Source organism: Mesobacillus harenae, from assembly GCF_013343715.1.
GTDB classification, from domain to species: Bacteria; Bacillota; Bacilli; order Bacillales; family Cytobacillaceae; genus Mesobacillus_A; species Mesobacillus_A harenae.
The window spans coordinates 12,649-31,873 of record NZ_JABUNR010000002.1 but is presented as its reverse complement, the minus strand read 5'-3'; the positions used below and the strand labels follow the sequence as shown (position 1 = coordinate 31,873).

Below are 19,225 nucleotides of genomic sequence, written 5' to 3'. Positions count from 1 at the left end.
TAGTGTAGACATTCAGTTTTAAAGGAGGCAACCCAAATGTATAGAAACCCTTATGGAAATGTTGGGGGAGATCGCTTTTTCGGCGGCCCATTTTTCGGCGGCCCGTTTTTAGGGGGAGTAGTTGGAGGCTTACTGGGCAGCGCACTCGTTCGTCCGCGTCCATATGCCCCTTACCCATATTATGGTGGGTACCCTGGATACGGCGGATACCCTGGTTATGGATATGGATACGGCAGACCGTTTTACTGGTAAACGATAGATGGAAACAGCTCTCAGGTTTGAGAGCTGTTTTGCTTTCAAATAATAATGCAACTCCTGTTACCTCCCTAGTACCATGCTGTTGATCTTAAATTTGTCCCCATTTAACTTTTAGTGTTAGATAGCAGCAGGCTGCTTCTCCCCTAAAATCAAGAATAAGTCCATCGGGGTTAAATTTGACCTCAGGTACCTTTTTGATCCCAACTGATTTTATTAGTCTTTCTACTTCTTTTGTTTTTGATTTCTGGGCGAAATTCATTAATTCAGTTGAAAATCCCGTTGAACTTTTAATTTTGTTCAGTAAAATAGTCGCATCATTTATTAGAGATAAGGCTTTTCCAGCAGAGTCCATAAATATGTCGGGATTAACGTCAGGATATTGATTTGCTGTTGAATTAGGGGTCCGAGTCATTACTGCAGGATTAAAGGAAAGTAGAGGCTGGTAAGGTGCAAATGATTGAAAAAGATAATAAGGATAATGAAAATTAAGGTGCAGAGGCACTCCTTTATACAGAAAAGGTCCATAATACTGGAGCGGAAGAGGATACCAGTTTCCGTAAAAGGGATTCATTGCATGACCCCTTTCTTTAGTAAGATACAAAATATATATGCCAATTTATCTTATATATGATTTGACGTGCAATCTAAAAAGAAGGATGAAACAAGCAGGATTTAACATAGGATAATCTAAGCAGCAGGAAATAAAGAACGTCAAACAGTGGTTGATTTATTAAAGAAAAAAAAGGGAATGAGCAGTGAAAATAGAATTATAATGGTTATATACTAATTCTATAAAAATAACCTTCACGGAAAGAGAGAGAGGTTGAAGGAGGAGCAGTCCATGGATTTGGACTTAATTAGCATTATCGAGCAAAAAGGCTATATAGGTTTGTTTTTATGGTTGTGGTTCGGTGTATTTGTTATCCCGGTTCCGAATGAATTGATAACAATGTCAGTTGGCCTAGCATCCTCCTTAAAGATTTTAAATCCAATAACAGCTTTTATTGTTACATATTTAGGGATATTGGCGGCCCTTACAACAAGCTACACGTTTGGGCGCTTACTGAGCAAAAGATCGCTAAGTTTTTTCAGAAAGCGAAAAAGGGTTTCAAATACGATTCAATCCTCTTTAAGGTTAATGGAAAAGTATCACGCCTTTTCACTATTTCTAAGCTATTTTGTTCCAGGACTAAGAAGCTTTGTTCCCCTGTTATACGGATTTAGCAGACTTCCCTTTAAAACGTTTATGCTGTTTGCCTTTTTAGGTGCTTTTGTCTGGCTGCTGATTATGTTCACACTTGGCTACCTATTTGGCGATCACATTCATACAATCATGTATTATGGAAGAGAGCTCCTCCTCGCAATTGGGGTAATTGTTTTCATTTTAGCAGCAATAAAGATTTACCGCAGGAAAAAACGTAAAAAGGTAAATGCGCTAAATGGCGGTTAGTATGTATATACCTTTGTTAAGATTAATTCCCAAAATACCAGAAAAGGAAGTGCAAGTAATTGAACATTAATCACACGCTACTTAATTCACTAGGGATCGAAATAACAGAGCTAGGACAAGGTACTGTGACAGCTACTATGCCAGTTGACGACAGAACAAGGCAGCCCTTTGGTTTGCTTCATGGGGGAGCCTCAGTAGCATTAGCTGAAACTGTTGCAAGTGTTGGAGCATATGAACTTGTAAACAAGGAAGAAGAAGCAACAGTTGGGCTGGAAATTAACGCTAACCATATTCGAGGCAAAAAAGACGGTATCGTAACAGCAGTCGGGACAGTTCTCCACAGAGGCAAGACAACAATGGTCTGGGATATTAAAATAAGTGATGAAGAGGGCCGGTTAGTTTGTGTATCAAGGTGCACAATGGCTGTTATAAAAATAAAAAAGTAAGCAGGGGAGCATAACAACTTTCTGAGCGAGGCTCTAGGTTCTTTCAGAGGGGAATAATAAAATAACATTATTTTAGCTTGTAATATATATGCTACATTACTGCCGCTCTGGAAATACACTATGCAGGCCGCGGGCTCGAGCTGAGCCTCCTGATAACTCGTTCGTCCCTCGCTGCGGGGTCTCCTCATCTTAGCTATCCCGCAGGAGTCTTCGCGCATTTCCTCCGCTAGTATTGTATTTAGAAATGAATTCATCTTGAATGGACCGACCTATAGCGTCGCAGTGCATATCAATGGAGATAGAAAAAGAGCCGTGATTTCCAATAGTGAAATCAACGGCTCTTCTTTTTAGTGGTAAAAAACTTCCGAATTGTGGATTGTTGTTTGTGCTTCAGCGCCAGTGACTTTTGTACTTCGCCCACAATCAACATCGCGCTTCGGCTCCTCGTGTTTCCTTTATCTCAGTCGGGCGTACTCCAGTTCAAACGTCGCTTAACGGGCGCTTGCGCTTTTCTTATGCATACAGCTCCAGCGTTCCAGCGGTAAGTTCTCGGCCGCTAAACGGCGTTAATGCTTCTTTTAGTTAACTTTCCTTTTTGGCAGTTTGTTTACTTAATTTTAAATCATCCTGAACACTTTTTTCCCATAACTCCACTCCGGAATTATAAGCTGCCCTGCTGATCAGGTGACCTGCAACAGGAGAGGTTACAAGGATAAAGGCGATTCCGAGTATAATCCGAGAGTTGAAATGACCTTCAATTAGATAAAAGTATAAAAAGGTTCCGATTAAAATGGACATAACCCCTAATGTAGCGCTTTTTGAAGCGGCATGGTTTCGCGTATAGACATCAGGCAGACGTATGACGCCAAAAGCTGTAACGAGGCTTAAAAAAGCTCCAATAATGATAAAGAAGGCAATGAATAGATCAGCTATTGCGTTCACGTTCAATTATTACCCCCTTTTCAAGATATTTCGAAAAGGCCACTGTACCGATAAACGCTAAAATACCAATTAAGAGAATGATCTCTAAAAAAGCATTCGTCTTTAAAATTATCGATACGAGAGCAATGACGGCGATAAGGTTAATGCCGAGTGCATCTAGCGCGACTACTCTGTCAGGGACAGTAGGACCCTTTACAAGGCGGTAAATAAGGCCCAGCATTGCAATGGCGATACACAATAATGCGAATTGGACGACCGTTTCAAGCATTATTTGCTCACCTCCATGATTGCTTTTTCAAATGTTTGTTTAATGCTGTTTATTGCTTCTTCTGCGTCGGCAAGATCCATTGCATGTACATAAAGGATCTTGTTATCATCTGATACATCGATAACGAGAGTCCCTGGAGTCAGAGTGATCAGGTTCGCAAGCACGGTAATTTCCCAGTCTTCTTTAAGTTCTGTTGGAAGAGCGAAGATTCCTGGCCTTATATCCAGCTTCGGCTTCAGAATTACCCTTAACACCGCAATGTTAGATAAAATTAATTCCTTAATGAATAAGAAAAATAAGTTTATTACTGCGACTATCCGTAGAAGGTAGAAACGAGACTGAAAGAACCGCCTGAAAATAAAGATGACCAGCAAGCCGAAAAAGTAACCAACTAAAAAGGTAACTGGGGAAGCCGATACCTTTAAAAACATATATACAAAGGCTAGTACGATATTTAGTAAAATTTGAAAGGCCATCACATTACTCCTTTAAAACCGCATTAATATAAATATCCGGGTTGCTTAAGGTTTCTGCGGCTTGTGAGATATACGGCTGGACGGCTTCAATTCCTAAACCGTAAAATATTGCAAAAATAACAAGCAATACAGGGGCGATCATTAATTGATTAACAGGGACCTTTTTCCCTTCAGGGTAATCCTTTGGCTCTCCCCAAAACCCATTGATGAAGATTTTCATCACAGAAAACAGTACAAGCAGGCTGGACATCAGGACAATTGCAGCCCCCCAATAATGCCCTTCTTCAAACCCAGAACGGACAAGAATCACCTTGCCAATAAACCCGCTCAAAGGGGGGATGCCGGCAACTGTCAAAGCAGCAAGGAAGTAGGTCCAGCCAAGTCCTGGATAGTGAGCAATCAACCCGCTTATCTTTCTGAGATTGCTAGTACCAGTAATCTTAATCATAATTCCTACTAATAAAAATAAAGCAGCTTTTATATTCATATCATGAATTAGATAAAAAACGGAACCAGCCAGTGAATCATAGGACATGACCGATATACCGAAAGCGATTACCCCTACTGCAACGATAATATTGTAAATAATAATTTTCTTTATATCCCAGTAAGCAATAGCGCCAATAGCTCCAGTAATAATCGTTAGAATAGCCATCACCGACAAAATCTGGTGTGTATACCCTGTGTCATGAGGAAAAAGCAGTGTAAAGGTTCTCATGATCGAGTATATTCCCACTTTGGTTAAAAGCGCTCCAAAGATCGCCATCACGGGAGCCGGCGGAGCATTGTATGATCCCGGAAGCCAGAAAAACAGCGGGAATATGGCACCTTTTAACCCAAAGACAATTAGGAACAGCACCGCAATTACTGTAATTATGCCTGGCTGGTTAATCTCGCTAACTCTTTGTGATATATGGGCCATGTTCAAGGTCCCGACTATTGAATATAAGTAACCGACTGCTACGACAAACAATGCCGAGGAAATAATATTCACCAAAATGTATTTAATAGATTCCCGCAGCTGGATTTTTGTCCCACCAAGCACCAAGAGTACATACGATGACATCAGCATGACTTCAAAGAATACAAATAGGTTGAATATGTCGCCTGTTGTAAAGGCTCCGTTCACTCCAACCAGCAGAAACTGGAATATTGAGTAGTAATAAAATCTTTCGCGCTGCTCTCCAATTGAACGGAAAGAATAGATCAAGCAGGCGAAGGAAATGATGCTGGCCATAAAGACAAGAAGTGCAGACAACATATCTGAAACAAGCGTTATGCCGAAGGGTGCCTCCCAGCTGCTAAGGGCAAGAGTCTGAATCCCATCTTGCCTTACTTTTAGTAAAACAAAGGCCGACACCACTACTGTAGCAAGCGAGGAAATTCCGGATAACCAACGCTGCAGGTGTATGTTTTTTGTGAAAAATATTAAGATAATCCCGGCAAGCAGAGGGACAAGAATTGGCAGTAAAATTAAATTAGTCATTTCCTTCTGTTCCTCTCAAACGATCCATATTGTCAGTTCCAAGCTCCTGGTAAGCACGGTATGCGAGTACCAAAAAGAAGGAGGTTACCCCAAAACTGATAACAATCGCCGTTAAAATCAAAGCCTGTGGAAGCGGATCTGCATAGCTGGCTGCTTCTTCACCAAGCAAGGGTGGTGCTCCCCGCTTAAGGCCCGCCATGGTTAAGAGAAGCAGGTGAGCGCCATGACTGAGCAGGCCAGTTCCTATAATGATGCGCAGCAGGCTTTTAGACAGCATTAAATAGGTAGCTGACATAAATAAAATTCCGATTGTAAATGCCATTAAAATCTCCATTATTCACTCTCTCCTATCGTTTGAATAATGGTCAACGTAACTCCAATTACAACAAGGTATACACCAATATCAAATAAGACAGCCGTATGGAGCGATGTTTTCCCAAGCAGCGGCAAATATGCATCAGTGAATGCATGTGTCAGGAACGGTGCATCAAACAACAATGCTCCAGCTCCTGTACCGACTGCAAACAGCAGCCCGATGGCGGTTACCTTTTTAAAATCAAAAGGCAGTATTTTTGCGACTGTTTTTAGATCAAAGGCTAGCAGCAGCAGGACAATTGCTGCTGCAGTCATCAAGCCTCCGATAAAACCGCCGCCTGGATAATAATGACCCGCAAAGAATAAATGGATGGAAAAAAGAATAATTACAAAAAGGACAAGTTTTGTCGCAGTTTGCAAGATAACGTCATTTATTTTCATCCTTCTTTCCCCCTTGTCATACGAAGTTTGATCATCGCATAAATGCCGAGGGCAGCAATGCCTAGTACGCAGATTTCGAATAGGGTATCAAACCCACGGAAATCAACTAAAATTACGTTAACCATATTTTTCCCAGCAGCCTTTTCATAGGTGTTTTCTACGTAGTACTGTGAAATCGGTTCAAAGAATTTGCTGCTGTGTGCAGAAAGAGCAATCAGTGTAAAGACAGCACCTACAGCAATAGATATAAGCAGGTTCGTAAGTTTAAAGCTCATACGCTCTTCATGTCTTTTCTTTGGAAGATGATAAAAACAGAGCAGGAACAGGGCGACAGACACAGTTTCAATGACTAGCTGTGTTAACGCCAGGTCAGGAGCCCGAAATACAACGAAGAACAATGCAACTGAATAACCAACTGCCCCGAGTAAAATAATTGCAGTTAAACGGGACTTTGCAAATAGAATTGTGACTGATGCTATGGCCATAATCAGAACTATAATGATTTCATAGATTCTGATTTGAGACACATTCGATGTATCATATACGAATGCATTTTTTGCAACCAGGCTAACACTTAAGATAAAAACAAAGAAAGAAAATATATAAACCAGGTAGGTTCGAATAGATCCGTTCATATATGTCTTAGTGAAATTATATGAGCCTGTTTGTGAATTCTCAATAAGACTGTCATAAGCACGATTGAGTGAGAACCTCTCGGTGAATATCCCGTAAACTCTTGACCATTTTGGATAAGTGAAATACAGGAGGGTTCCCAGTGCAATGACGCCAATTGTCATAAATAATTCGACTGTGAAGCCGTGCCAGAAGTAAATATGAACATCGAAAGCTTGTCCTTCTACCAACAAACCAGGCAAAATAGACTCCATTGCCGGTGAGATAATGTTATGTGAAAGTATATTTGGGAAAAAGCCGAAAACAATGACAAGCGATGCCAAGATTATCGGAGAGATAAGCAGTCCAATTGGTGCCTCATGTGGGGTTTTAGGCAGCTTATCCGGCTGATGTTTCCCTGTAAATGTTTTAAATAACAGCACCATGCTGTAGATAAAGGTAAATACACTGGCGATCCACGCGATAACAGGGAAAAGGAATCCCCATGTTTCCAAATTAAAGATATCCATTTCGAGGACACGGACCATTCCAGTAAAGAACATTTCCTTACTAAGGAACCCATTAAAAGGCGGAATACCGGCCATCGAAAATGTACCAATAATTGCAAGCGTAAAGGTGATCGGCATGAAATTCATTAAGCCGCCAAGCCTGCGAATATCTCTTGTACCTGTTTCATGATCGATAATCCCGGCTACCATGAACAAGCTTCCCTTAAATGTGGCATGGTTGACTAAATGGAAAACCGCTGCAGTTGTAGCAACTGTATAAAAGCTGTCATCTAGCTGCGGGTAATGGAGTGCTGCGGCACCGATACCGAGCAGCGACATAATCATTCCAAGCTGACTTACTGTAGAAAATGCCAGAATACCTTTTAAATCAGTTTGTTTTACTGCTGAAAAGGATCCCCAGAATAAGGTCACTATACCAAACCCAGCGACAAGCCATATCCATATGCCATCATGGGCGAAGACTGGCGTCATTCTAGCTACCAGATAAATTCCTGCTTTAACCATAGTTGCAGAGTGCAGATACGCACTGACAGGTGTTGGAGCTTCCATTGCATCAGGAAGCCAAATATGAAACGGAAATTGGGCTGACTTCGTAAATGCTCCTAATAAAAAGCACAGCATGGCTGGGATAAACAGCACATGGTTCACGATGTCTCCGGACTGAAGGATAATTTCTGAGATATTAAACGTGCCAGTCATAATATGGAGAAGCAAAATGCCCCCTAGCATAGACAGACCGCCCAGGACTGTTATAATCATCGATTTTTGAGCACCATAACGGGATCTTTCTCTATGGTACCAATACCCAATTAACAGAAAGGACGAAAAGCTTGTCAATTCCCAAAAAGCATACAGAACAATCAGATTGTCAGATAATACTACCCCAAGCATGGCAGTCATAAAAAGAAGCAGGTAGATATAGAAAGTATTAAGCTTTTCGTGTTCTTTTGATAAGTAATAAACGGAATACAGTACGACGAGCGAACCGATTCCAGTAATAAGCAGGGCAAACAACAGACCAAGCCCATCAATCCGAACGGCAAAATCTACTCCGAAGGAAGGGATCCAAGGGGCTGTTTCTGTTATTACCTCTCCATTTTTAGTATGGGAGATAAACTGCAGAAAATAGATAAACAATAAGATTGGTAAAGGCAGCAGGAACCACCCTGTATGTATTTGCCGGAAGTAGCGATAAAAAATCGGTACCAGCAACGCCAGTAATAATGGAGAGATAATGGCAAGATGAAGCAGCGACAAAAAAATTCCCCCTCTATGTAAGCTTCTAGCATCAAGTCCTAGTGCTGGGCAGGAACTTGATCATTCTCGATAGTTGTAACCCTTTTATCAATATCTCCAAAATAAGGATATCAATGCACAATTTTATTCCGTTCCACTTCTATACCCCAGACAAATTATAACCTAAAATGCAGGTCGATGCATGTGTGAAACACCATTGGTTTGGGATATTCAATTTCTATTAAATAGGTAGAAAGCCGTGATTTAAGCCTGAAAAAAAGTGACAGGTTTCTGGAGATGTTTACAGAAAATGCGCTTTTTTATATGAATAAGATCCGCTTAATCCATGCATACTATTTTTAGGGTGGTGGTATGTTATGGCTAAAAAGGCGATTACAGCGATGAGCATTTTTGCAGTATTGTTTTCAGGAGGCTGGGTGTTAAACGAGCGGAGCCAGCATGAATTTTATGAGCGGGAAGAAGAGGTAGTCGACGCGATTCCAATACAGTCTCTTAACATTCAAAAACAGTTAAGGTTCCGCCCCCGTGAATATGTAAGGATCATTACTTCTTAATAATGTTGATACGCCTGATGCATTGCGAATGCATTCCGAGGAGGTCTACGTGCCTTCCAGCTCCAATCAACATAGGTCAAAGTCAGCAATTCCTATAGCTCAGCCCAATAAAAAGAGGATGAACTGAATAATTCATCCTCTTTTAGGTTCACATATAAGGTTTTTATCGGAATTAAGGAAAGATTGTGATAAGGGGGGAGAGATCTCATCCCCTTTTTGCTATTTTAGATCAGTAAGAGGTTTCTGCTGCCTGTTCGTCTTTTTTTATGTTCCACCATAGGATTGTGAAGGCAAGCAGGAAAAGGGCACTTGTTATATAAAAAACAGAAGAAATACCAAGGTAACCTGAAACAATGCCACCCATGGCAGGTCCAATGACATTCCCAAGAAAGCGGAAGCTGACGTTGTAACCTAGTACCTCTCCTTGCATTGACAGCGGAGAAACGAGCCGTATATAAGCAGTAACGCAAGGGATGACCCCGCCAACAGCAATTCCGTATAGAAACCTGAAAAGGATGAGCTGCCAAAGAGAGTCAGCTAATGCCTGTGGAATAAATAAAAGGCAGCAAAGTGCCAGAAGAATCATTATTACCCGTTCGTGTCCTATAGAATCCCCTAGTTTCCCCCACTTCCTTGTAGCGATTAGATTTCCAAAACCAGTTGCCGAAAAAGCAAGCCCTGCCAGGAAGGCCACACTGCTTGCTGCACTTAATTCATCAACATAAAGAGCTAGTAACGGTTGCACGCTAAAATTAGCAGTTTGGACAAGCAGAGAGATAAACATAACAGTTAAAAGCAGGCGGTTGTGTACAAGGTGGCTGAATACTTCCTTCCGAGAGAATTTTTCTGCGGTTTGGTCCTTGTTGCCCGGATTTATTTCTTTTATTCCGATGGCTACCATCGAGGCTGCAAGTGCGATTGCGATCGAGGTAAAAATAAAAGTGTATTGGAAACCGAACAGATCAGCAAGTATACCTCCGATAAGGGGGCCAAATAAGCCGCCTGAAACGGTCCCCATTTGCAAGGTAGCCAGCGTTTTTCCTGCGATTTCCTTTGGGGTTTGTTTAGAGATGAAAGCCAGAGAGGTCGGAATAAATCCTGTAACAGCCCCCATCGCCATTCTTAAATAAAACAACTCCAACGTTGAATTTACAAATCCCATAAGAAAAATACTGACAGCAATTCCGAATCCGGTTATTAATAAGATAGGCTTATAGCCATATTTATCTCCAAACCGCCCCCATAAAGGAGATATGAAAAAAGCAGTTACGAATGTTATACCAAAAACAAAACCTGACCATCTCTGGACATACTCATCGCTATATTGACCGAAAGTATCAATATATAAGGATAAATAAGGTAAAACCATTGTTGCACTTGCTGCAACCATAAAGTTGGCAAACCACATGATGACAAGATTTCGTTTTTCCCGATTGATTGTAAACACCTTCTATATAATTTTGCCCAGTATTTCGGTACTCTAAATAAGTGTAACGAAAAAAACAAAAAAATTCAAAGGAAGACACCTCAAAAAAGCAGAAAAGTTAAAAAATTACATTGTTTCATGCTATAATAAATTCCAATAACATTAATTTTTAAAAAATTATACGTTCATATATACTACATTTGGATTGGAAGTTGGTGAAGTATGGGAGAAAGGAAACAAGTGCTATTTATTGATTTTGAATTTACGATGCCTGATCGAAAAAGCAAACTTTACGGATTTTATCCGGAAATAATTGAAGCTGGTATTGTTGTTACCGAGGAAGGGAAAATAGTAGAGGAGTTTTCCTCCTATGTTCGACCTGAAAAGTTCCCAAAGCTCACCGAGCGCTGTAAATCCTTTCTCCATATTACACAAGGAGAGGTCAATAGTGGTATTTCCTTTGCTGAATTGGTTGATAAGTTTGTAAGCATTTGCGAGGGGAACGATTGCACTGTAGTGACATGGGGGAATATGGATATGAGGGTACTTCGGCAAAATTGTGCACAGGCTAAGCTTGAGTTTCCTTTTTCCGGCAAACAGATTGATCTTTCGATGGAATATAAGCGTTTCTTTGGGGATCAAAATCAAACGGGGCTCTGGAAAGCTGTACAGGAATACGGCAGAGAAGGTACCGGTAAACATCACCGCGCCCTGGATGATGCTTTGACAACTTTCCATATTTATAAGTTAGTAGAAAAAGATAAACAATATCTAAAAAAACACCAGCCTACCACAATAGGAGACAGAATTGATTTTTCAAAGCTGTTAAATGAATTAGCATAAAAAGCCAAATCACCGATGAGTGGTTTGGCTTTAGATTTGTATAACTCTTGATAGCACAGAACTTATTTAAAATAATCTTTTTCAAGGCTGCTGATCATCTGCAGACTGCGTTCTGACCAAACAGATGCTTTTTCGTTTAACTCTGCCTTTAATTTTTCAGTTGCTTCTTTTAGTGAAGTAAGGTAATCAGGGATTTCTTGCTCATAGTGCTTTACCATTTGTTTTGGAACATTAGTCTGTTCCCTATAGGCTAGTGCTCGCCTTTCATGGAAGAAAGTGACATCTGCATCTTTGGGATTATGAAGATCTCCTTGCATGGGGTGTTTCATCACAGCCAATACACGTACGAGATAATGCTGAGGCCGCACATCTGTTATTTCTCCGATGTACTTCCCTGTTTTGTAAATTGCGGTTACTTTATCGCCAATCTTAAATTCATCCAAAATAAAACCTCCCGTTTCTTTCCTCTACTTGGTTGCTTTCATTATGAAGGATTTTCATTGAAAAACAAAGTGCAAAATAAAGCAGAATGCAGTAAAGTGTATACTGGGGGGATGTTATATGAAAAAGGGATTATTTGTTTCGTTGCTTGCCTTTATGGTACTATTGGCCGGATGCGGGACAAGCTCTAATAATGAAAAAAACAATTCTAGTAATACTGGCAGTGAGGCAGTTGAAAGTGAAGATAGTAAAATGGTCACCAACGGGGATTATCCGCAATTATCAACTGAAGTTAAGGATAACGAAAGACTGGTTGAAATGGAAACTACCTTTGGAACCATTAAAATAAAGTTATTCCCGGACTATGCCCCTAAAACGGTTGAGAATTTTATTGCTCACAGTAAGAATGGTTATTATGAAGGGCTTACCTTCCACCGTGTTATGAATGATTTCATGATTCAGGGAGGAGATCCTGAGGGGACCGGCGGGGGTGGAGAAAGTAGTTATGGTGAGCCATTTGAGGATGAATTCTCAACAAGCCTTTTCCACATTCGAGGGGCTTTGTCAATGGCAAACTCGGGTCCAAACACAAATGGGAGTCAGTTTTTCATCGTTCAAAATCAATCTCCGCTCGATGAGGGATTGAAAGGCCAGATGGAGAAAGCAGGATATCCTGCAGAGATCCTCTCGGCTTATGAAAATGGGGGAGCTGCATGGCTTGATTTTGGCCATACTGTTTTCGGCCAAGTGGTTGAGGGAATGGATGTGGTTGATAAAATTGCGTCAGTACCTGTCTCAACAGAAGCTGAAACTAAAGATAAACCATTGGAAGATGTAGTTATTAAAAAGGTTACAGTCATTCAATAATCAAGCAAAGGCAAATTTCTCTACAGAAAGGAAGAAGCCGAGGATGATAGGTGGATTTGTACTTTCACTATTTTTGTATTTTCCTGAAGATAAATCTGAATATTTACCCGCTGCAATAACATGTGTCATCTTTTTGATCGGGGCAATTGCAGCCATGAGATATATTATAAGGGTTTCCAACAGGGAAGCAGAAAAGGCGAAAAAGTTTGAAGAAGAGTTGTTGAAGACAAATCAAGAAAAGGACTAGGACAGCTTAGAAATCATTACGGCTTTCCAGTAGCCAGAAGCTTAGAGTTTCATGGGCCCCATCAAGATGAATGTGTATGTATAGAAGTAATGCTAGCGTGATTATATTTTAGAGCTGCAGGTTATCTCGCCGTTTAGGGCTTTTTTGCTTTTATTTTAGTAGTATTATTGTTTGCTTTTTATACCGTAAGCTCATTTTTTTGAGACTATCTTCTCACCGACAGCAGTACCTTTTTAAAATTCTGTTTTTTCTATAGAATTTTCATGAAAAATGGTTTGCAATACAGAAAAACAGGGAATTATTATTTCTATTTTTTATAATTCCGGCTATAATGTCCTCTAACAGCAATTTTAATTAGGGCAGGTGAGAGCCTTGGATGAAACTTTAAAGAAGCTTGTCAGTGAGGTACTTTCACGATCAGGCAGTTCCGTACATATTAAACTGGAAACCAATTATCCTAAAAACCGCTTAGTTGGCGGTAAATATAACCTTGGGACACATACTGTTACTCTGTATATCGAACAAATAAAAGCCCAATGTTTACAAATTTTTTCTTCAGAGAGTTTCTTTTATGACTATTCACTTGTAGTGCTTGCTCATGAAATTGGTCATGCGGAAGATGGGGATCTGGCAAATCTTTCAGAACAGCTGGATACATGTTTAACAGAAATTGAAAGAACGAGAATATTGCTGAAAATCGAGGAGAATGCATGGGAATATGCTAGAAATTTCACCTCGCATTTAAATCAAGTCTTTGTCGACACGATCATTAGCGAGTCATTACAGCCATATTATAAGGCTTTAGAAATGGAGCACATAGCTTAAAGGAGTCCAGCAGACTGGACTCCTTTTTTTATGCCATATTTTATTTGGTTCAAATAGGTGTCCTATACTTTCCGAATAAGCCTGTCATTCGGACAGCGTGAAGCTAAATTCAGCAGGAACTGTCCGAATAGACCTGTCATTCGGACAGCCTGAAGGTAAATCCAGCAGGAACTGTCCGAATAAGCTCTGCATTCGGACAGCCTGAAGGTAAATCCAGCGGGAACTGTCCGAATAAGCCTGTCATTCGGACAGTCTGAGGCTAAATCCAGCAGGAACTGTCCGAATAGGCCTGTCATTCGGACAGCCTGAAGGGAAATCCAGCGGGAACTGTCCGAATAAGCTCTGCATTCGGACAGCCTGAAGGTAAATCCAGCGGGAACTGTCCGAATAAGCTCTGCATTCGGATAGCCTGAAGCTAAATCCAGCGGGAACTGTCCGAATAAGCTCTGCATTCGGACAGCCTGAAGCTAAATCCAGCGGGAACTGTCCGAATAGATGATGCGCCTAGCCAGTTTTCATTCTCAAGTCATCAACCTTGAGTATCTAGTATCTTGCGGGGAAGTGATAGGTTTCGAGCAGCTTGAGTCATAAGTCATGTCCTTACTGAAGGCAAAAAGCGCCTTCATTCAGGCCCTGCCTTATGCTTGTCGGGGCTGAACAAGGCGCTTCCGCTTTTCTATTTGTCTAGCTGCGCCTCCTAGAAACTCGGCAAACTTCAATTCCTCAGGCAGAAGCAAAGACCGCTTCTTTGGTCGGAATCTCCAGTTTGCTCGTTTCTGGGCAGTCGGCTCCGGTTTTCTATGTCTAGCTGCGCCTCCTAGGGGCTCGGGGTCATAAGTCAATCGCTTCGGAAGGCAAAGTACGCCTTCTGTCAGCGCTCGCCTTATGCCTGTCGCCCCTGTTCAGTCGGCTCCGCTTTTCTATATCCAGCTGCAGCGCCTAGCCCCTTGAGTCATAAGTCATGTCCTTACTGAAGGCAAAAAGCGCCTTCATTCAGGCCCTGCCTTATGCTTGTCGGGGCTGAACAAGGCGCTTCCGCTTTTCTATGTCAATGCGGTTTTTAGGCGGTTGAGTCCATCTGTTAGAGTTTCACGCGGGCAGGCGAAGTTTAGCCGGACAAAACCATCGCCGCCTTGGCCATATTTAGGGCCGGGCTCTAGTGCCAGTTTTCCTTTTTGGATTAGCAATGTTTTAATTTCATCATCACTCAAGCCCAGATCCCGGCAGTCAATCCAAAGAAGATAGGTGCCCTCGGGATTGATAGCCTCTATTTTTGGTAAATGTTCTTTTATAAAATTAATGGCAAAGTTCCGGTTTTCTGTTAGGTGATCCAGCAGCTGTTCAAGCCATGCCTCACCATATCTGTAGGCAGCCTCCATTCCAACAATTGCAATAGTACTTAGAGTGAAAAAACCTTGTTTCTTCTGCTGATCTTCTAACAGGGTCCGGAGCTTTTGATTCGGTATAATAATTACTGATGCTTGAAGGCCGGCAAGATTAAAGGTTTTGCTTGGAGCGATACATGTTATCACGATATCTTGAAACCTCTTATCCAGTGAAGCAATCGGGATATGCTTATTTGGTTTATAGATGAGATCTGAGTGAATTTCGTCAGAGAGGATAAGACAGTTGTACTTAAGGCAAAGTTTCCCTATCTTCGTTAACTCGTCCTTGGTCCATACTCTTCCACCGGGATTATGTGGATTGCACAGCAAAAATAATTTCACACCGGATTGCAGTCGCCTTTCAAAGTCCGCAAAATCAATTTTATATTGGCCGTTTTCCAGCACTAGTGGAGAATTCTCAACTACTCGGTCATTGTTCTCGATCATACTAAAAAAAGGTGTATAAACTGGAGACTGTACTAAAACCCGATCACCAGGCTCTGTGTATGCCTGAATGGCCATTCCTATAGCCGGTACGACTCCGGTACTATACAGCAGCCACGAGGGAGGGATATCCCAGCCATGCTGCTTTTTTACCCATCCTGTGATCGCCTTGGCTGTGCTTGGCGGAATAAATGTATATCCGTAAATACCATGTTCAGCCCGTGTGCTAATTGCTTCATTTACTTCTGCAGGGGGAAGGAAATCCATGTCAGCGACCCACATTGGCAGAATGTCGGCTGAACCAAATAATGTCTCTGTCATTTCCCATTTAACCGATGATGTGTTATCCCGGTTTATCTTTTGATTAAAATCCACGATAGACATTTTGTCACCGCCTTTATTTTATTTGTCTTGCTCTTATGATAAGATATGAACACAAAAAAGTTAAATGATAAAGGGTGAGCAAATGGATATACAAGAAATTAATATAAAAATGGTTCGAATTTTAGATAAGTGGGATCCATTTGATTTTGGTGAAGGGAACTATGCTCCCGAAGTCGCGGACGTTATTCAAGCTGTTCATGATTTGGATGATACAGGACAAATTGCTGTCAGAATACAGGCCATTTATGAATTCTCTTTCGAAAAAACAATTGCCTTAAAGGAATGCCTTGAAATCGCGATGCAGCTTGCTGCTGTAAAAGATCAGGGCGCCTGTTCCATATAAATCGAAGAGGGACTGTGATCCTATAAACAACTGTTTCTCTCAACAGATCAATAAATGTCTAAGGCTTTATTCTGAAATAAATTCTTTTATATAAGCATGGACTTTTTCTGGTTTTTCCTCTGGAACAAGATGTCCAGTATCCTTTAAGACAATCAATTCAGCATTCTGCAGATCTTTTTGCAGCCTATGTCCGGTTTTTAAGGGGACGACGCGATCGTGCTCACCCCAAATCAGCAGGCATGGGACAGTGATTGTTGTTAAGGCTTCTGGTGAAAGATCACCCTCCCTATGGCGAATCATGCTTGTCAGCCCTTTAAAGATCTCATCGTCAAGAAAAGGGGCCATATATCCATTTAGCATTTCATCATTAATCATTGACTGATTATAAACAACGTTTTGTAAATTCTTTTTCACACCTGACTTGGCAAGCCAATACTTTACATAAAGGTAAAAGTAAGGGATGTAGCTTGAAATGACAAGGGGCTTGCTAGCCCTCTTTAAGTAACCGGAGCTGCATAATAGGACTGTTTTTTTTACATTCTCAGGGTGATAATAACAAATATTTAAAGAGATTTGTCCACCCATCGAATGCCCAACCAGATGAAATGAGTCTACCCCTAGATCCTTTAGAAGAGCCACAACTGTTGCGGAGTGATTTTGATAAGAATATTGATAAGCTGCTGACTTCCCGCTCTTGCCAAATGGCGGCAAATCGACTGATACAATATTAAAATCTTCCTTCAACAACGGAATTAAGTGTCTGAAACTAAAAGATGAGGAAAGAAATCCATGGAGCAGGACAAGGGTTTCAGATGATGTAGAATGTGGAAAGTACTCATAGTAAACTTGGATTCCATTAATATTTTTTTGTTCTTGCAAAGTAGCGTCTAGCATAAAAGACTTCACCCCCAAAGAAAATGACTGAAAAGTTTACTGTTGTTTATTTTTCCCGCCATTTCCAATTTCACACATGTTATTTTAGAACAACGTCTCAATTAAAAAGTTATATGTTAGTTTGTCAGATAATTCTGTTATAATATTAATATTTTCATGAAAAATTTAAGGGGGATTCCCATGCTGTTAACTGATAAAGAAATAGAAATTGTTGAAATCCTAGAACGAGATTCTAGAATATCAAATGAGGATCTTGCTGCAATGGCAGGCCTTGAAATAGAAGAAACCAATGCAGCAATCAAAAAGCTTGAAGATCTTAAAGTAATTGTGCGTTATTCCTCAATAGTTGATTGGTCAAAGATTGATGGACATGAAGGGGTAACAGCAATGATTGATGTAAAAGTTACTCCAAAACGGGGAGTTGGCTTTGATGAAGTAGCCAAGCGCATTTATCGTTTCAAGGAAGTGAAATCTGTGTACCTCATGTCTGGAGCCTATGATTTATCCGTTATTATTGAAGGGCGTTCCATGAATGAAGTAGCTCGTTTTGTATCTCAAAAACTGTCGACACTAGACTCGGTTTTGTCAACTACGACTCATTTTATATTAAAAAAGTATAAACATGATGGGACTATATTTGAGCAAGGTGAAGAAGACAAACGGATTGTGGTGTCTCCTTAATGAAACAGACAAAGTCCTATTTATCCAAAACAGTTGAACAACTTAAACCATCAGGAATCCGCCGATTTTTTGACCTTGCGTCAAGCATGGAGGGGGTTGTCTCCCTTGGTGTCGGTGAACCAGATTTTGTTACGCCCTGGACTGTAAGAGAAGCAGCGATCTTATCTCTTGAGGAAGGGTTTACGTCATATACCGCTAATGCTGGACTGCTTGAGTTAAGGCAGGGAATTAGCAGCTATCTCGAAAATAGCTTTCAGGCAGTATACGCTCCTGAATCGGAAATTGTGGTCACAGTTGGTGCCAGCCAGGCAATTGACTTAGCATTAAGGGCTATTCTGGATCCGGGTGATGAAGTGCTTGTGATTGAGCCGTGCTTTGTTTCTTACAGCCCGCTCGTTACTCTGGCAGGAGGAACTCCCATCCCTGTTCAAACAAAAAAAGAGAATGACTTTAAAATCGATCCTGCTGATCTTGAAAAGGAAATATCAAAGAGGACCAAAGCCATTCTCCTCTGCTCACCCAATAATCCAACGGGAACGATGCTTAATAAACAGGAATTAGAGCAGGTGGGCAGGTTGGCAGAGAAGCATGATCTGCTTGTTATTTCGGACGAAATTTATGCTGAGCTTGTTTATGATGAAACTTATACGAGTATGGCTGCTATTCCGGGAATGCGTGAAAGAACGATTTTAATTTCTGGCTTTTCAAAAGGCTTTGCGATGACCGGCTGGCGGCTTGGCTATGTATGTGCACCAGAGGATATAGCGGCCTCTATTCTGAAAATCCATCAATACGCGATGATGTGTGCTCCCACTATGGCCCAGCATGCAGCGCTTGAGGCTCTCAAAACTGGAACACTAGATGTTATCGACATGAGGAAAAGCTACAGGCGCAGGCGCAATTATCTTATTAACAGCTTTAATGAACTAGGGTTGGACTGCCACAATCCTGGTGGTGCATTTTATGCTTTTCCTTCTATTCAATCGACAGGGCTGAGTTCAGAAGAATTCGCAGAGAAGCTGCTTCTTGAAGAGAAAGTTGCTGTCGTTCCGGGAAGTGTTTTCGGTGAGAGCGGAGAAGGTTTTATCAGATGCTCCTACGCCTCGTCTTTGGAACAATTACAGGAGGCTGTAAAGAGGATTAAACATTTTTTGGATAATAATCGTTAAACAGCTGTTTACAAAATTTTATCAAAAAAACCTTAGTGGATCGCTCAAGTTCCGCTCAAATGAGTTTGAGCAGATCGCTGCGAATAATAGAAAATTTCATAAAAAAAAGAGGGCATTCGTTTTCGAATGCCCTCTTCAAAGGGGGGAATACTAGAAAGCCTTATGATAAAAGGATAACCTAATTTCCCTAGATTTATACAATACATCTAAAATTTATTTTTATTTACCAGTTTCATTATGT

General features: G+C 41.0%; 24 protein-coding genes. 11 read left to right on the top strand and 13 right to left on the bottom strand.

The window, feature by feature from the left end:
- Positions 1 to 36 precede the first annotated feature (36 nt).
- Positions 37 to 252 (top strand): hypothetical protein, encoded by a 216-nt coding sequence (locus tag HRJ06_RS02395; protein WP_174728274.1) that lies wholly within the window; start codon positions 37 to 39, stop codon positions 250 to 252.
- Between the two features lie 94 nt (positions 253 to 346).
- Here the strand turns inward: HRJ06_RS02395 and HRJ06_RS02390 are convergent, their stop codons facing one another.
- Positions 347 to 829 (bottom strand): YuzC family spore coat inner layer protein, encoded by a 483-nt coding sequence (locus HRJ06_RS02390; RefSeq protein WP_174728271.1) that lies wholly within the window; start codon positions 827 to 829, stop codon positions 347 to 349.
- A gap of 270 nt (positions 830 to 1,099) precedes the next feature.
- Here HRJ06_RS02390 and HRJ06_RS02385 point away from each other — a divergent pair, with 270 nt between their 5' ends.
- Positions 1,100 to 1,708 (top strand): DedA family protein, encoded by a 609-nt coding sequence (locus HRJ06_RS02385; RefSeq protein WP_174728268.1) that lies wholly within the window; start codon positions 1,100 to 1,102, stop codon positions 1,706 to 1,708.
- Between the two features lie 59 nt (positions 1,709 to 1,767).
- Positions 1,768 to 2,154 carry a hotdog fold thioesterase gene (locus HRJ06_RS02380; RefSeq protein ID WP_174728265.1) on the top strand — a complete coding sequence of 129 codons (387 nt, stop codon included), beginning with the start codon at positions 1,768 to 1,770 and terminating at the stop codon, positions 2,152 to 2,154.
- Positions 2,155 to 2,736: 582 nt separating this feature from the next.
- Here the strand turns inward: HRJ06_RS02380 and mnhG are convergent.
- Genes mnhG through HRJ06_RS02345 form a run of 7 tightly spaced genes read right to left on the bottom strand, consistent with a single transcriptional unit; the run spans position 2,737 to position 8,481 of the window.
- The gene (mnhG, locus tag HRJ06_RS02375; protein WP_174729286.1) at positions 2,737 to 3,096 is read right to left on the bottom strand and encodes a monovalent cation/H(+) antiporter subunit G; all 360 of its coding nucleotides are present in this window, start codon (positions 3,094 to 3,096) and stop codon (positions 2,737 to 2,739) included.
- The gene (locus tag HRJ06_RS02370; protein WP_422392709.1) at positions 3,080 to 3,316 is read right to left on the bottom strand and encodes a Na(+)/H(+) antiporter subunit F1; all 237 of its coding nucleotides are present in this window, start codon (positions 3,314 to 3,316) and stop codon (positions 3,080 to 3,082) included. The genes mnhG and HRJ06_RS02370 overlap by 17 nt, the downstream gene beginning before the upstream one ends.
- A 47-nt stretch (positions 3,317 to 3,363) precedes the next feature.
- Positions 3,364 to 3,840, bottom strand: coding sequence for a Na+/H+ antiporter subunit E (locus tag HRJ06_RS02365; RefSeq protein WP_174728259.1), 477 nt, complete (start codon positions 3,838 to 3,840; stop codon positions 3,364 to 3,366).
- 4 nt (positions 3,841 to 3,844) lie between these two features.
- On the bottom strand, positions 3,845 to 5,326 hold the full coding sequence (locus HRJ06_RS02360) for a Na+/H+ antiporter subunit D (protein WP_174728256.1): 1,482 nt from the start codon (positions 5,324 to 5,326) through the stop codon (positions 3,845 to 3,847).
- Positions 5,319 to 5,660, bottom strand: a complete 342-nt coding sequence (locus HRJ06_RS02355) for a Na(+)/H(+) antiporter subunit C (RefSeq protein ID WP_174728253.1) — start codon at positions 5,658 to 5,660, stop codon at positions 5,319 to 5,321. The genes HRJ06_RS02360 and HRJ06_RS02355 overlap by 8 nt, the downstream gene beginning before the upstream one ends.
- Entirely contained in the window at positions 5,660 to 6,082 is a 423-nt protein-coding gene (locus tag HRJ06_RS02350; protein WP_174728250.1) for a Na(+)/H(+) antiporter subunit B, read from the bottom strand. The genes HRJ06_RS02355 and HRJ06_RS02350 overlap by 1 nt, the downstream gene beginning before the upstream one ends.
- The gene (locus HRJ06_RS02345) at positions 6,079 to 8,481 is read right to left on the bottom strand and encodes a Na+/H+ antiporter subunit A (RefSeq protein ID WP_174728247.1); all 2,403 of its coding nucleotides are present in this window, start codon (positions 8,479 to 8,481) and stop codon (positions 6,079 to 6,081) included. The genes HRJ06_RS02350 and HRJ06_RS02345 overlap by 4 nt, the downstream gene beginning before the upstream one ends.
- Positions 8,482 to 8,837: 356 nt before the next feature.
- On the opposite strand from HRJ06_RS02345, the gene HRJ06_RS02340 reads away from it, so the two are divergent.
- Positions 8,838 to 9,035, top strand: a complete 198-nt coding sequence (locus tag HRJ06_RS02340; protein WP_174728244.1) for a hypothetical protein — start codon at positions 8,838 to 8,840, stop codon at positions 9,033 to 9,035.
- Between the two features lie 229 nt (positions 9,036 to 9,264).
- Here the strand turns inward: HRJ06_RS02340 and HRJ06_RS02335 are convergent, their stop codons facing one another.
- Entirely contained in the window at positions 9,265 to 10,473 is a 1,209-nt protein-coding gene (locus HRJ06_RS02335) for an MFS transporter (protein ID WP_338421048.1), read from the bottom strand.
- Between the two features lie 210 nt (positions 10,474 to 10,683).
- Between HRJ06_RS02335 and kapD the strand changes: the two genes are divergently transcribed.
- The gene (gene kapD / locus HRJ06_RS02330; RefSeq protein ID WP_174728241.1) at positions 10,684 to 11,304 is read left to right on the top strand and encodes a 3'-5' exonuclease KapD; all 621 of its coding nucleotides are present in this window, start codon (positions 10,684 to 10,686) and stop codon (positions 11,302 to 11,304) included.
- A 62-nt stretch (positions 11,305 to 11,366) separates the two neighbouring features.
- Here the strand turns inward: kapD and kapB are convergent, their stop codons facing one another.
- Entirely contained in the window at positions 11,367 to 11,747 is a 381-nt protein-coding gene (gene kapB, locus HRJ06_RS02325) for a kinase-associated lipoprotein KapB (protein ID WP_174728238.1), read from the bottom strand.
- A 118-nt stretch (positions 11,748 to 11,865) separates the two neighbouring features.
- Here kapB and HRJ06_RS02320 point away from each other — a divergent pair, with 118 nt between their 5' ends.
- From HRJ06_RS02320 to HRJ06_RS02310, 3 genes are all read left to right on the top strand, one after another.
- A complete protein-coding gene (locus tag HRJ06_RS02320) occupies positions 11,866 to 12,612 on the top strand; it encodes a peptidylprolyl isomerase (RefSeq protein ID WP_174728235.1) in 747 nt (248 codons plus the stop codon).
- A gap of 43 nt (positions 12,613 to 12,655) precedes the next feature.
- Entirely contained in the window at positions 12,656 to 12,859 is a 204-nt protein-coding gene (locus HRJ06_RS02315; RefSeq protein ID WP_174728232.1) for a hypothetical protein, read from the top strand.
- Between the two features lie 372 nt (positions 12,860 to 13,231).
- Positions 13,232 to 13,684: a hypothetical protein gene (locus HRJ06_RS02310; protein WP_174728229.1), complete on the top strand. Its 453-nt coding sequence runs from the start codon at positions 13,232 to 13,234 to the stop codon at positions 13,682 to 13,684.
- Between the two features lie 62 nt (positions 13,685 to 13,746).
- Here HRJ06_RS02310 and HRJ06_RS02305 read toward each other — a convergent pair whose 3' ends face one another.
- Both HRJ06_RS02305 and HRJ06_RS02300 read right to left on the bottom strand, forming a co-directional pair.
- The gene (locus HRJ06_RS02305) at positions 13,747 to 14,136 is read right to left on the bottom strand and encodes a hypothetical protein (RefSeq protein WP_174728226.1); all 390 of its coding nucleotides are present in this window, start codon (positions 14,134 to 14,136) and stop codon (positions 13,747 to 13,749) included.
- A 591-nt stretch (positions 14,137 to 14,727) separates the two neighbouring features.
- Positions 14,728 to 15,897: a MalY/PatB family protein gene (locus tag HRJ06_RS02300; protein ID WP_174728222.1), complete on the bottom strand. Its 1,170-nt coding sequence runs from the start codon at positions 15,895 to 15,897 to the stop codon at positions 14,728 to 14,730.
- Positions 15,898 to 15,979: 82 nt separating this feature from the next.
- Here HRJ06_RS02300 and HRJ06_RS02295 point away from each other — a divergent pair, with 82 nt between their 5' ends.
- Entirely contained in the window at positions 15,980 to 16,240 is a 261-nt protein-coding gene (locus HRJ06_RS02295; protein WP_174728219.1) for a DUF1871 family protein, read from the top strand.
- 66 nt (positions 16,241 to 16,306) lie between these two features.
- On the opposite strand, the gene HRJ06_RS02290 is transcribed toward HRJ06_RS02295, so the two are convergent.
- A complete protein-coding gene (locus HRJ06_RS02290) occupies positions 16,307 to 17,134 on the bottom strand; it encodes an alpha/beta fold hydrolase (protein WP_174728217.1) in 828 nt (275 codons plus the stop codon).
- Between the two features lie 180 nt (positions 17,135 to 17,314).
- Here HRJ06_RS02290 and HRJ06_RS02285 point away from each other — a divergent pair, with 180 nt between their 5' ends.
- Both HRJ06_RS02285 and HRJ06_RS02280 read left to right on the top strand, forming a co-directional pair.
- Complete coding sequence (locus HRJ06_RS02285) at positions 17,315 to 17,815, top strand: Lrp/AsnC family transcriptional regulator (RefSeq protein ID WP_174728214.1); 501 nt, start codon at positions 17,315 to 17,317, stop codon at positions 17,813 to 17,815.
- A complete protein-coding gene (locus tag HRJ06_RS02280) occupies positions 17,815 to 18,984 on the top strand; it encodes an aminotransferase (RefSeq protein ID WP_174728211.1) in 1,170 nt (389 codons plus the stop codon). Before HRJ06_RS02285 ends, HRJ06_RS02280 begins: the two co-directional genes overlap by 1 nt.
- Positions 18,985 to 19,225: the final 241 nt, after the last annotated feature.